We start from the raw sequence: 12,944 nt of genomic DNA on the forward strand, positions 1-12,944 counted from the left end.
AAAACAGGAAATCAGAACAGGAAATAGCGCTGCGCCATCGGCAGCACCGTCGCCGGTTCGCAGGTGAGCAACTGACCGTCGGCGATCACGTCGTAGGTTTCGGGATCGACGCTGATCGACGGCCGCCACGCGTTGTGGATCATGTCGGCCTTCGTCACGTTGCGGCAGTTGCGCACCGGCACGACATGCTTCGCGAGCCCGTAGCGTTCGGCGATGCCCGCGTCGGCTGCCATCTGCGACACGAACGTCAGCGACGTGCGCGCGAGCGCGCCGCCGCGCGTCGCGAACATCTCGCGGTAGTGCACCGGCTGCGGCGTCGGGATCGACGCGTTCGGGTCGCCCATCTGCGCCATCGCGATCATCCCGCCTTTCAGGATCATCGACGGCTTGATCCCGAAGAACGCCGGCTCCCACAGCACGAGGTCGGCCCACTTGCCCGGTTCGATCGAACCGACTTCATGCGCGATACCGTGCGTGATCGCCGGGTTGATCGTGTATTTCGCGACGTAGCGCTTCGCGCGGAAGTTGTCGTTGCGCGCATTGTCTTCCGCCAGCGCGCCGCGTTGCACCTTCATCTTGTGCGCGGTCTGCCACGTGCGGATGATCACTTCGCCGACGCGGCCCATCGCCTGCGAGTCGGACGACAGCATCGACAGCGCGCCGAGATCGTGCAGGATGTCCTCGGCCGCGATCGTCTCGCGGCGGATCCGCGACTCCGCGAACGCGAGATCCTCGGCGATCGACGGATCGAGGTGATGGCACACCATCAGCATGTCGAGATGCTCGTCGAGCGTGTTGATCGTGTACGGGCGCGTCGGATTGGTCGACGACGGCAGCACGTTCGCCTCGCCGCACACCTTGAGGATGTCGGGCGCGTGGCCGCCGCCCGCGCCTTCGGTGTGGTACGTGTGGATCGTGCGGCCCTTGAACGCGGCGACCGTCGATTCGACGAAGCCGCCTTCGTTCAGCGTGTCGGTGTGGATCGCGACCTGCGTGTCGGTGTCGTCGGCGACCGACAGGCAGTTGTCGATCGCGGCGGGCGTCGTTCCCCAGTCTTCGTGCAGCTTCAGCCCGATCGCGCCGGCCGCGATCTGTTCGACGAGCGGCTGCGGCAGGCTCGCGTTGCCCTTGCCGAGAAAGCCGAGGTTGATCGGCCAGCCGTCGGCGGCCTGCAGCATCCGCTCCATGTGCCACGGGCCCGGCGTGCAGGTCGTCGCGTTGGTGCCGGTGGCCGGCCCCGTGCCGCCGCCGAGCATCGTCGTGACGCCCGACGCGAGCGCCTCGTCGATCTGCTGCGGGCTGATGAAGTGGATGTGCGTGTCGATGCCGCCGGCGGTGACGATCAGCCCTTCGCCGGCGATCACTTCGGTCGCGGCTCCGATCGCGATCGTCACGCCGGGCTGGATGTCCGGATTGCCGGCCTTGCCGATCGCGGCGATGCGGCCGTGCTTGATCGCGATGTCGGCCTTCACGATGCCCCAGTGATCGAGGATCACCGCGTTCGTGATGATCGTGTCGGGCACGTCGGTGGCCACGCGCTGCGACTGGCCCATCCCGTCGCGGATCACTTTCCCGCCGCCGAATTTCACTTCCTCGCCGTACGTGGTGAAGTCGCGTTCGATCTCGATCAGCAGTTCGGTATCGGCGAGCCGCACGCGGTCGCCCGTCGTCGGCCCGAACATTTCCGCGTACGCGCGGCGGCTCAAGCGTAATGTCATGTGCTGTTCCTGAAGAGCGGGGCGCGGCTTACAGCGGCCCCATCACCTTGCCCTGAAAACCGTAGACGGCGCGATCGCCGGCCAACTCGACCAGCTCGACGGTGCGGGTCTGACCGGGCTCGAAGCGCACCGCGGTGCCGGCCGCGATGTTGAGCCGGAAGCCGCGCGCGGCCGCGCGATCGAACGACAGCGCGTCGTTGACTTCGAAGAAGTGGTAGTGCGAGCCGACCTGCACCGGGCGGTCGCCGGTGTTCGCGACGACGAGCGACAGCGTCGCGCGGCCCGCGTTGAGTTCGTGCTCGCCGTCGTCGGTGAGGATTTCGCCGGGAATCATGCGCGGGCCTCGGTCACGGAATCGGGTGGTGGACGGTGACGAGCTTGGTGCCGTCGGGGAAGGTCGCTTCGACCTGGATGTCGGGAATCATTTCCGGCACACCGTCCATCACGTCGTCGCGCGTGAGCAGCGTGGTGCCGTAGTGCATCACTTCGGCGACCGTCTTGCCGTCGCGCGCGGCTTCCATCAGCGCGGCGGTGATGAACGCGACCGCCTCCGGATAGTTGAGCTTCAAGCCGCGCGCGCGGCGGCGTTCGGCGAGCAGCGCCGCCGTGAAGATCAGCAGCTTGTCCTTTTCGCGGGGAGTCAGTTTCATGAAGGCAGTCGTTCAGGAAAACGTAATTTTTATCGGTGCGCGGCGGTGCGGGCAGCGCGCGGCTCATCGTAGCACCGCGCCGTTTTACGTGCGTCGTGTATCGGTTATGTAAGCAGCAAGGCCCGTGCCATGCCGACGAAATGTGCGGGTGTGCGCGTTTATGGTGCGCGATGCATCGAATGCGGGCGGCATCGGCGGCGGTGCTGCGCCGAAACGGTGCGTGCCGCGTTCGGTACGTTCAGGTTCGCCAGAGACGCAGCGGCCGTGCATCGACGCCGTGCACAATCGGACGCAGATAAAGCCAGCAGTCGGTGAAGTGACGTTGCAGCGCTTCCATCGACGTCGACAGCGCACGCACCAGCACGACGCCCGGCGTCACGCAGGTTGCGCCCGCGCGCAGCGTATCGTCGAACGGCATCCGCGCGGCGAGCGCTTCGGCCAGCGCCGCATCGCACGCGGGCCCGGCTGCCCACAGCGTGCCGTACACGGGAAAGCCTGCGAGGCCCTGCAGTGCACCGCGCAACGGATCGTGCGCGTCGAGCAGTGCGCGCTCGGTCCACAGCGGCCGGCCCTCGGCATCGACGAGTGCCGAGCGCGACGCGATGCGGCCCGCCGACCAGGTTTCGCCGGCCGCCTGTCGGCCGAGCTGCGTCGCGTCCCAGCCGATCGCGCTCGCGCCGGCGCCGAGTGCCACCGTGAAGTCGAGCGAGGCATGCGCGGCGTCGAAGAACAGGTTGTTCTGCGGCAGCCAGTCGAGCTTCGCGTGCGCGCCGACCGTGATGCCGATGCGCTGCGTCGCGTCGAGGCCGTTCGACTTGTACCATTTGGTCGCACCGGGCGTCGTCAGCGCGGCATGCGTGCCGTCGCCGAGCGCGATGTCGATGTCGAGCCGGTCACCGCCCGCGACGCCACCCGGCGGGTGAACGATCACCGCGTGGCAGATCGCGTCGCCTTCCGGATACAGCGGCCGCTGCACGCGCAGCGGGCCATCGTGCAGCCGGTGAACGAGCGTCGTGCGCGCTCCGTGCCGTTCGAAGCCGAGTTCGAGGCGGCCATGCCAGGACTTGGCGACGGCGGGGCGGGACAGCGGAGCGTGGGAGTCGGGGGCGGACATCGGCAGGAAGCTGGGGACGGGCGCGGGAAACGAGGATGTTAACGCAACAATATACGCGTGAGCAGAGGCGTTGCCGAGCGGGCGGGGGCGTCGGGAATGTACGGCCGTTTGCATAATCGCCGGATGCCGGATGCCGGATGCCGGATGCCGGATGCCGGATGCCGGATGCCGGGCGACGAGCGCCATCCGCCTAACACCGCTCGTCAAACGCCGACCGCCGACCGCCGACCGCCGACCGCCGACCGCCGACCGCCGACCGCCGACCGCCAAACGCCGACCGCCAAACGCCGACCGCCAAACGCCAAACGCCAAACGCCAAACGCCAAACGCCAAACGCCAAACGCCAAACGCCAAACGCCAAACGCCAAACGCCACTCACCGCCATCGCGCGGCCCCTACCGCGTTGCCCGCTACACCGCGATCAGCTCCCGCACGCCGTTCGTCTCCATATCGCGCGCATCGCCCCCCGCGACGATCTCGCCGCGGCTCATCACCCAGTAGCGATCGGCGATCGATCGCGCGAAATCGTAATACTGTTCGACGAGCAGCACGGTCATCTTCGATTCGTCGACGAGCTGGCGCAGCGTGCGACCGATGTCCTGGATGATCGACGGCTGGATGCCCTCGGTCGGCTCGTCGAGGATCAGCAACTGCGGCTCGCTCATCAGCGCGCGGCCGATCGCGAGCTGTTGCTGCTGGCCGCCCGACAGGTCGCCGCCGCGCCGCGCGCGCATGTCCTTCAGCACCGGGAACAGGTCGTAGATGCGATCGGGCACCTTCGAGGGCGCCTTGCGGCTCGCCGCGCCGACGAGCAGGTTCTCCTCGACGGTGAGCCGCGGAAAGATGTCGCGGCCCTGCGGCACGTACGCGAGCCCGGCCGCGACGCGCGCATACGGCGGCAGTGCGCCGAGCGCGGTGCCGCGCCACGACACGCTGCCGCTCTTCGCGGCGACCACGCCCATCAGGCAGCGCAGCAGCGTGCTCTTGCCGACGCCGTTGCGGCCGAGCAGCACGGTGAGCTTGCCGTCGTCGGCGGCGAGGTTCACGTTGCGCAGGATATGGCTGCCGCCGTAGTACTGGTTCAGCGCTTCGATTTTCAGCATCGCATCATCGTCCGAGGTAAGACTCGATCACCGCGTCGTCGCGCTTGACCTGGTCGAGCGTGCCGTGCGCGAGCACCGCGCCTTCGGCCATCACCGTCACGCGCCCCGTGTCGCCCGCGAGCGCCGCGACGAATTCCATGTCGTGCTCGACGACCATCATCGAGCAGGTGCCGCGCAGCGTGTTCAGCAGCTCGGCGAGCTCCATCGTCTCGTGGTCGGTCATCCCGGCCGCCGGCTCGTCGAGCAGCAGCAGCGCGGGGCGCTGCATCAGCAGCATGCCGATTTCGAGCCGCTGCTTCTGCCCGTGCGACAGCTCGCCGGCGGCGCGATACGCGTGGCTTTCGAGTCCGATCAGCGCGAGCGTCTCCTCGATCTTCGCCTGCGCGGTGCGATCGAGCCGCGCGCGCAGCGACGCGAGCCAGCCCTTGTCGGTCTGCATCGCGAGTTCGAGGTTTTCCCACACCGGGTGCTGTTCGAACACCGTCGGCTTCTGAAACTTGCGGCCGATGCCCGCACGCGCGATCTCGGGCTCGTTCATCCGTGCGAGGTCGATCGTCTGGCCGAGAAACACCTTGCCCGCATCGGGCCGCGTCTTGCCGGTGATCACGTCCATCATCGTCGTCTTGCCCGCGCCGTTCGGGCCGATCACGCAGCGCAGCTCGCCCGCGTCGATCGCGAGCGACAGCTTCTTCAGCGCGCGAAAGCCGTCGAAGCTCACCTCGATATCCTCGAGATACAGGATCGTGCCGTGCGACGTGTCGATGCCGGGCGGCACGACGCGCCCCATCGACGCGCTGCCGCTGACGGCGAGCAGCTCGTCCTCGGGCGGCGGCGTGAACTGGTAGAGCGCCGTTCCGTTCATGCGCGTTTCCCCTTTGCGAGCACGGTTTCGACGAGGCCCATGATTCCGCGCGGCAGCAACAGCGGCACGAGCACGAAGATCAGGCCGAGGAAGAACAGCCAGTATTCGGCGAAGTACGCGGTGAAGAAACTCTTCGCGCCGTTCACCGCGAACGCGCCGACGATCGGCCCGATCAGCGTGCCGCGCCCGCCCACCGCGACCCAGATCGCCATTTCGATCGAGTTGCCCGGCGACATCTCGCCGGGATTGATGATGCCGACCTGCGGCACGTACAGCGCGCCGGCGATGCCGCACAGCACGGCCGACACGGTCCACACGAACAGCTTGTACGCGAGCGGGCTGTAGCCGAGGAACATCAGCCGCGTCTCGCCGTCGCGCACGGCCGTCACCACGCGCCCGAGCTTGCTCGTGACGATCGCGCGCGCGGCGATGAACGCGAGCACGAGCGTCGCGAACGTCAGCAGCAACAGCACCGTGCGCGTGCCCGGCGACGTGATCGCGAAGCCGGCGATGCGCTTGAAATCCGTGAAGCCGTTGTTGCCGCCGAAGCCCGTCTCGTTGCGATAGAACAGCAGCATCGCGGCGAACGTCAGCGCCTGCGTGATGATCGACAGGTACACGCCTTTCACGCGCGAGCGGAACGTGAAGAAGCCGAACACCCACGCGAGCACGGCCGGCACGAGCACGACGAGCGCGAGCGCCCATGCGAGATGCTGCGTGCCGCTCCAGTACCACGGCAACTGGTGCCAGTCGAGAAACACCATGAAGTCGGGCAGGTCGCTGCCGTACTTGCCGTCGCGGCCGATCTCGCGCATCAGGTACATGCCGATCGCATAGCCGCCGAGCGCGAAGAACAACCCGTGGCCGAGGCTCAGGATCCCGCAGTAGCCCCACACGAGATCGAGCGCGAGCGCGGCGATCGCGTAGCACATCAGCTTGCCGGCGAGCGTCATCGTGTACGCGGACAGATGGAGCGCGCTGGCTTCCGGCACGACGAGCGCGGCGAGCGGCACGCCGATGCCGATCGCCACGCACAGCGCGACGAGCGCGAGCCATGCGCGGCGCGACAGCAGCGCAGGGCGGGGCGGCAGGCCGAGCGCGAAGCCGTCCGCCGCGCGCGCGGCGGTGGTGGACTGGGACGTACCGGCGACCGGGTTCGGTATCGAATCGGTGAATGAAGTCACGTCAAGCCTCCGCGCTGCGGCCCTTCGGCGCGAACATGCCCTGCGGGCGTTTCTGGATGAACAGCACGATCATCACGAGCACCGCGATCTTCGCGAGCACGGCGCCCCAGAACGGCTCGATCGCCTTGCTCGCGAGGCCGAGCCCGAAGCCGCCGAGCACGGTGCCGGCGATCTGCCCGACGCCGCCGAGCACGACGGCCATGAACGAATCGATGATGTAGTTCTGGCCGAGATCGGGGCCCACGTTGCCGATCTGCGACAGCGCGCAACCGCCGAGGCCCGCGATGCCCGCGCCGAATGCGAACGCATACGCGTCGACGCGTGCGGTCTTCACGCCGACGCAGGCGGCCATCCGGCGGTTCTGCGTGACCGCGCGCACGAACAGGCCGAGCCGCGTCTTCGTCAGCACGGCCCACGCTACGAACACCACCGCGAGCGCGAACGCGAGGATCGCGAGCCGGTTGTACGGCAGGATCAGGTTCTGCATCACCGTCACGCCGCCGCTCATCCACGACGGGTTCACGACCTGCACGTTCTGCGCACCGAACAGCATGCGCGTCGCCTGGATCAGGATCAGGCTCACGCCGAAGGTCGCGAGCAGCGTTTCGAGCGGGCGGCCGTACAGGTGCCGCAGCACGAGCCGCTCGAGCACGATGCCGACGAGCGCGGCCGCCGCGAACGACACGGGCACGGCGACGAGCGGATACCAGTCGAATGCGCCGGGCGCGTAGCGCTGGATCAGCGTCTGCACGACATAGGTTGCGTACGCACCGATCATCAGGAATTCGCCGTGCGCCATGTTGATCACGCCGATCAGCCCGTACGTGATCGCGAGGCCGAGCGCGGCGAGCAGCAGCACGCTGCCGAGCGACAGGCCGGCGAACAGCGTGCCGGCGATTTCGCCGCGGCGCTGCAGCGCGTGGAGCGCGTCGAGTCCCTGTTGCGCGGCGGCGCGGACCTGCGCATCGGGTTCCGCGTAGCTACCGTCGGCGTTCTTCGCGACCAGCGGGCGCAGTTGTTCGATCATGTCGAGATCGCTGCGCGCGGCCACCACCTGCACGGCTTCGAGGCGCCTGGCCGGATCGGCGTCGTGCAGCGCGGCGATCGCCCACAGCGCGTCGAGCCGACGTTTCAATGCCGGATCGGTTTCCTTTGCACGGGCGCGGTCGATCATCGGCTTGAGCGCCGGGTCGGGCGATTTCAGCAGCGCGTCGATCGCGTCGCGGCGCGCGGCGACGTCGGGCGACGCGAGCGCGAAGCCCGACAGCGCGCCGGCGATCTTCGTGCGCAGCAGGTTGTTCAGCATCACCGGCTGCGCGTCGCCGGCCGGCGTCGCGGCCTGCGTGAGCGCGTCGTGCGCGGTGTCGCCTGCCTGGATCAGCAGGCGGCCGTCGCCGGTCGCGAGCGCATCGCCGCTCGACAGCGCATTGAGCACCGCAACGGCGCGCGGATCGGTGTCGACGGCGAGCCGTTCGATCGCGGCCGTCTTCGCGTCGAAGTCGTCGCCGGCGAGCGCGGCGGTATCGGCCGCCGTCAGCGCGAACGCGGCGTGCGGCAGCATGCCCGCGAGGGCGGCGCATGCCGCGATCGCGCGGGCGGCTCGGCGAAAGCGTGTAGGCATCGGGAAGTCCTGTCGGGCGTGGGGAAGCGCAGTGGTGCGGCGGCGCGGCGCCGGCGCGAGCGGTTCGTCACGGCAAGCGCGTGCCGGCGCATCGGCAGCGGGCGTGCGGGCGGCACGCCGCACACGAAGCGCGACGTGCCGCACCGCATCAGGCCAGCGCCGCGCGTTGCCGGCGCAGGAACGCCGGAATCGAGCTGACGACGTCCGGCTTGCCCTGGTTGCCCGCGATGAACGGGCTCCACGGCTGCGCGCGCACGGCCGTCTTCGTCTTCCACACGACGTTGAACTGCCCGTCGCCGCGGATCTCGCCGATCATCACCGGCTTGTGCAGGTGATGGTTGCCGTCCATCGCGAGCGTGAAGCCCGACGGCGCGGCCACCGTCTGGCCGATCATCGCGACGCGCACCTTGTCGACATCGGTGCTCTTCGCTTTCTCGACGGCCTGCTTCCACATATGGATGCCGACGTAGGTGGCTTCCATCGGATCGTTGGTCACGCGCTTCGCGCCGCCCGGCAGGTTGTTCGCCTTCACCCACGCGGCGAACTGGTCCTTGAACTTCGTGTTGGTCGGGTTCTTCACCGACATGAAGTAGTTCCACGCGGCGAGGTGGCCGACGAGCGGCTTCGTGTCGATCCCGCGCAGCTCTTCCTCGCCGACCGAGAACGCGACGACCGGCACATCGGTCGCCTTGATCCCCTGGTTGCCCAGCTCCTTGTAGAACGGCACGTTCGAGTCGCCGTTGATCGTCGAGACCACGGTCGTCTTGCCGCCTTGCGAGAAGGTCTTGATGTTCGCGACGATGGTCTGGTAATCGCTGTGGCCGAACGGCGTGTAGACCTCCTGAATGTCGGCGTCCTTCACGCCCTTCGATTTCAGGAACGCGCGCAGGATCTTGTTGGTCGTGCGCGGATACACGTAGTCGGTGCCGAGCAGGAAGAAGCGCTTCGCGCCGCCGCCTTCCGCGCTCATCAGGTACTCGACGGCCGGAATGGCCTGCTGGTTCGGCGCGGCGCCCGTGTAGAACACGTTGCGCGACATTTCCTCGCCTTCGTATTGCACCGGGTAGTAGAGCAGCCCGTTCAGTTCCTCGAACACCGGCAGCACGGACTTGCGCGACACCGACGTCCAGCAGCCGAACACGCACGCGACCTTGTCCTGCGTGAGCAGCTGGCGCGCCTTCTCGGCGAACAGCGGCCAGTTCGACGCGGGATCGACCACCACCGGTTCGAGCTTGCGGCCCATCACGCCGCCGTTCTTGTTGATGTCGGCGATCGTCATCAGTGCGGTGTCCTTCAGCGACGTTTCCGAGATCGCCATCGTGCCCGACAGCGAATGCAGGATGCCGACCTTGATCGGGCCGGTGCCCGCATCGGCCGCGTGCGCGAACGGGCTCTTGCCCGCCAGCGCGAGTGCGCCGGCCATCGAACCGAACTTCAACAGACTGCGACGTTTCATCGGGATCCCCTTGTCGTGTTGGATGTGCGTGCGCCGTGGCGGCGCCGGCCATCGTGTAACGCAAGGCATGTGCCAGTCGTGCGGATGCACGCCCGGCGTGCCTGCGAGGGGCGCCGGCGAGCATCGGGACGGTGCGGATGACGCGCCGTGCAGCATGCACGGTCCGTTGCGGTGCAGGCGCGCGAGCTCAAATGGTGCACGGCGGTGCTGCGGCGTCGCCATGCAGGAAACGGAGGAGCGGAAAAGAGAAACGGGCGCGCAGTGCGCGCCCGTTCGGCGATTTCGTGTGGCCGGCGGCAGGGTGCCGGGCGGCGCGGCGGCGCATGATGCGCCGCCGGGAGGATCGATCAGTAGCGCGGCACCGACGGATCGACGTCGCGCGACCACGCGTCGATCCCGCCTTGCAGGTTGTACAGCTTCGTGAAGCCGCGCGATTCGAGGAACATCGCGACCTGCGCGCTGCGCATCCCGTGATGGCACACGCAGACGATTTCCGCTTCGTCGTCGAGCTCTTCGCTGCGCGCGGGAATCTGCTGCATCGGAATCGCCACGCTGCCGGCGATCTGTGCGGTCGCGATTTCCCACGGCTCGCGCACGTCGAGCACGACCGGCGCGGGGCGCGCCGTGTCGCCGAGCCATTCCGCGAGCATCGCGGGCGTCAGGATCTGCATGGAGGCTCCGCCGCTCAGAATTTGAAGCGCGACGGCTCGATCGCGTTGACGAGGTGGTCGATGTACGTTTCGAACACGTCGGCGACGCGGTACTGCTTGTCGTCGATACGCGTGATGATCTGCGCCTTCATCACCGGACGGCCGCCGACGAACGCCGACAGGCGGCCGCCGATCTTGAGCTGTTCGAGCATTTCCTGCGGCACGACCGGCAGGCCGCCCGCGACGCAGATCACGTCGTACGGCGCCTTCGCGGCCCAGCCGCGCGAACCGTCGCCGAGCACGACTTCGGCGTTGGTCACGCCGTCGTTGCGCAGGTTGTCTTCCGCGAACTTCGCGATCGTCGGATCGATCTCGACGGCCGTCACGTGCTGCGCGCGGTGCGCGAACAGCGCGGCCAGGTAACCCGAACCCGCGCCGATCAGGAGCACGTTCTCGTGCTTCTTGACGGCCAGTTCCTGCAGCACGCGTGCTTCGACGCGCGGGAACAGCATCTTGCTGGCGCCGCCGGGCAGCGGGAGTTCGAGATCGGCGAACGCGAGATCGCGGTATTCGGCCGGCACGTAGTTTTCACGCTTGACGATCGACAGCAGGCCCAGGACATCCAGATCCAGCACGTCCCACGGACGGATCTGCTGTTCGATCATGTTGAAACGCGCGTTTTCGATATTCATGGTGTGGTCACGCAGCCTGGTCGGCCATCAGCGGGGATAGAGAAACTTCGTGATTGTACCAAACGGCACGGCAGCGAAGCCTTCAGGCGGCCTGCAACAGACCTTTACCCTTTGCTCTTCTTGATCTGCGCCTCGAAGGCGAGGTCGAGCTTGCTCGCCTTGCGCGGCTTTTTGGGGCCGAATTCGTCGACGAACTTGACGAACGCGTCGAGCGGCAGCGGCTCGCAGCACTTCTCGGCGGTGCCGCCCGAGCGGTCGACGAGATAGAACAGGCCGCCCGCCATCGCGACGGCCGCGAATTGCGGGTTGCCGGAGCGGGTCTTCAGGCGTTCGACCGCGTGGGTCGCTTTGGTGGTGCGCATCTTGGGGGGCTGGCGAAGCGGATGTAAGCCTCACACTCTATCAAACCGGCCGCCCGCGTGCGGCGGGCACCCGCGCGAACCGCACCCTAGACCGTGCGCGAGTAGCGCTGCCGCGGCGTCTGGTCGAGGTACGCATCGAACGCCATCGCAATGTTGCGCACGACCATCCGGCCGGGCGGATGGATCGTCAGCCGATCGCGTGCGATCGTCAGCAGGCCGTCGCGCTCGAACGGGCGCAACGCGTCGAGCTCGCGCGCGAAATGATCGGCGAAGCGGATGCCGTGCGCGGCCTCGACATGCGAGAACGGCAGCTCGAGGTTGCACATCAGTTGCGTGATCACGTCGCGGCGTAGCCGGTCGTCCGGCGTGAGCCTTACGCCGCGCGCGATCGGCAGCCGGCCCGCGTCGAGCGCGGCGCCGTATGCGGGCAGGTCCTTCGCGTTCTGCGCGTAGACGTCGCCGACCTTGCCGATCGACGACACGCCGAAGCCGATCAAGTCGGTATCCGCGCGCGTGCTGTAGCCCTGGAAATTGCGCTGCAGCGTGCCGTTGCGCTGCGCGCGCACGAGTTCGTCGGACGGCCGCGCGAAGTGGTCCATCCCGATGTACACGTAGCCGGCCGACGTCAGCATGTCGATCGCGAGGCCGAGCAGCGCGATGCGCGTTTCCGGAGGCGGCAGCGCCGCATCGTCGATCTGCCGCTGCATCTTGAACAGGTGCGGCATGTGCGCGTAGCCGAACACCGACAGGCGGTCGGGCGCCAGCTCGATCATCGTATCGAGCGTGCGCGCGAACCCGGCGACCGTCTGGTGCGGCAGCCCGTAGATCAGGTCGACGCTCACCGAATGGAAGCCGGTCGCCCGTGCGGCGGCGAGCAGGTCGGCGGTCATCGCGCGCGGCTGGATGCGGTTGATCGCCTGCTGCACGATCGGATCGAAATCCTGCACGCCGAGGCTCAGCCGGTTGAAGCCGATCGTGCGCAGGTGGACGAGCGTCGCCGGCGTGACGGTGCGCGGATCGATCTCGATCGAGAACTCGGCGTCGGCGTCCGGCGCCAGCACGAAATACTCGCGCGTGGCCGCCATCAGCTCGGCCGTTTCGTCGTCGGACAGGAAGGTCGGCGTGCCGCCGCCCCAGTGCAGTTGCGTGACGGGGCGGGACGGATCGAACAGCGCGGCCTGCAGCGCCATGTCGCGCTTGAGCTGGCCGAGATACGGGCGCGCGCGGCGGTGGTTGTTGGTCGCGATCTTGTTGCAGCCGCAGTAGAAGCACGCGGTGTTGCAGAACGGGATGTGGAAGTACAGCGACAGGTCGCTCGACGATGCGCCGGGGTCGCCGGCTGCGCGTACGTAGTCAGCCGGATCGAAATCGTCGCGAAATTGCAGCGCGGTCGGGTACGACGTGTAGCGCGGCCCGTTCGCGCCGTATTTCGCGAGTAAATCGGGACGGAACATCGTGTCGGCAGAACCAGAACGCATGACGGTCTCGCGTTTTTTAGATGCTTTCGAGTATATGAACGCCCGATCGGGCTG

At 67.8% G+C, this 12,944-nt stretch carries 13 protein-coding genes; all 13 read right to left on the bottom strand.

Features of this window, described 5'->3' with window-relative positions; translation table 11 throughout:
- Window positions 1-11 precede the first annotated feature (11 nt).
- Window positions 12-1,718 carry an urease subunit alpha gene (gene ureC, locus WS61_RS07310; protein WP_059499865.1) on the bottom strand — a complete coding sequence of 569 codons (1,707 nt, stop codon included), beginning with the start codon at window positions 1,716-1,718 and terminating at the stop codon, window positions 12-14.
- Window positions 1,719-1,746: 28 nt separating this feature from the next.
- Window positions 1,747-2,052 (bottom strand): urease subunit beta, encoded by a 306-nt coding sequence (locus WS61_RS07315; protein ID WP_059499866.1) that lies wholly within the window; start codon window positions 2,050-2,052, stop codon window positions 1,747-1,749.
- A gap of 13 nt (window positions 2,053-2,065) precedes the next feature.
- Window positions 2,066-2,368, bottom strand: a complete 303-nt coding sequence (ureA, locus tag WS61_RS07320; RefSeq protein WP_006406310.1) for an urease subunit gamma — start codon at window positions 2,366-2,368, stop codon at window positions 2,066-2,068.
- Between the two features lie 238 nt (window positions 2,369-2,606).
- Window positions 2,607-3,482: an urease accessory protein UreD gene (locus WS61_RS07325; protein ID WP_059499867.1), complete on the bottom strand. Its 876-nt coding sequence runs from the start codon at window positions 3,480-3,482 to the stop codon at window positions 2,607-2,609.
- Window positions 3,483-3,892: 410 nt separating this feature from the next.
- Window positions 3,893-4,585, bottom strand: coding sequence for an urea ABC transporter ATP-binding subunit UrtE (gene urtE / locus WS61_RS07330; protein WP_034206609.1), 693 nt, complete (start codon window positions 4,583-4,585; stop codon window positions 3,893-3,895).
- A gap of 4 nt (window positions 4,586-4,589) precedes the next feature.
- Entirely contained in the window at window positions 4,590-5,447 is an 858-nt protein-coding gene (urtD, locus tag WS61_RS07335; RefSeq protein WP_034206610.1) for an urea ABC transporter ATP-binding protein UrtD, read from the bottom strand.
- Window positions 5,444-6,631 (bottom strand): urea ABC transporter permease subunit UrtC, encoded by a 1,188-nt coding sequence (urtC, locus tag WS61_RS07340; protein WP_059499868.1) that lies wholly within the window; start codon window positions 6,629-6,631, stop codon window positions 5,444-5,446. Before urtC ends, urtD begins: the two co-directional genes overlap by 4 nt.
- Window position 6,632: 1 nt before the next feature.
- Window positions 6,633-8,252 (bottom strand): urea ABC transporter permease subunit UrtB, encoded by a 1,620-nt coding sequence (gene urtB / locus WS61_RS07345; RefSeq protein WP_059499869.1) that lies wholly within the window; start codon window positions 8,250-8,252, stop codon window positions 6,633-6,635.
- Between the two features lie 148 nt (window positions 8,253-8,400).
- Window positions 8,401-9,708: an urea ABC transporter substrate-binding protein gene (gene urtA / locus WS61_RS07350; RefSeq protein ID WP_059499870.1), complete on the bottom strand. Its 1,308-nt coding sequence runs from the start codon at window positions 9,706-9,708 to the stop codon at window positions 8,401-8,403.
- Window positions 9,709-10,055: 347 nt separating this feature from the next.
- Complete coding sequence (locus tag WS61_RS07355) at window positions 10,056-10,379, bottom strand: rhodanese-like domain-containing protein (RefSeq protein ID WP_006476692.1); 324 nt, start codon at window positions 10,377-10,379, stop codon at window positions 10,056-10,058.
- 14 nt (window positions 10,380-10,393) lie between these two features.
- Window positions 10,394-11,050 carry a protein-L-isoaspartate O-methyltransferase gene (locus WS61_RS07360; protein WP_059499871.1) on the bottom strand — a complete coding sequence of 219 codons (657 nt, stop codon included), beginning with the start codon at window positions 11,048-11,050 and terminating at the stop codon, window positions 10,394-10,396.
- Window positions 11,051-11,154: 104 nt separating this feature from the next.
- On the bottom strand, window positions 11,155-11,412 hold the full coding sequence (locus tag WS61_RS07365; protein ID WP_059499872.1) for a hypothetical protein: 258 nt from the start codon (window positions 11,410-11,412) through the stop codon (window positions 11,155-11,157).
- Window positions 11,413-11,498: 86 nt separating this feature from the next.
- Window positions 11,499-12,890 carry an oxygen-independent coproporphyrinogen III oxidase gene (hemN, locus tag WS61_RS07370; RefSeq protein WP_059499873.1) on the bottom strand — a complete coding sequence of 464 codons (1,392 nt, stop codon included), beginning with the start codon at window positions 12,888-12,890 and terminating at the stop codon, window positions 11,499-11,501.
- Window positions 12,891-12,944: the final 54 nt, after the last annotated feature.

Source organism: Burkholderia sp. ABCPW 11, from assembly GCF_001523445.1.
GTDB lineage: Bacteria > Pseudomonadota > Gammaproteobacteria > Burkholderiales > Burkholderiaceae > Burkholderia.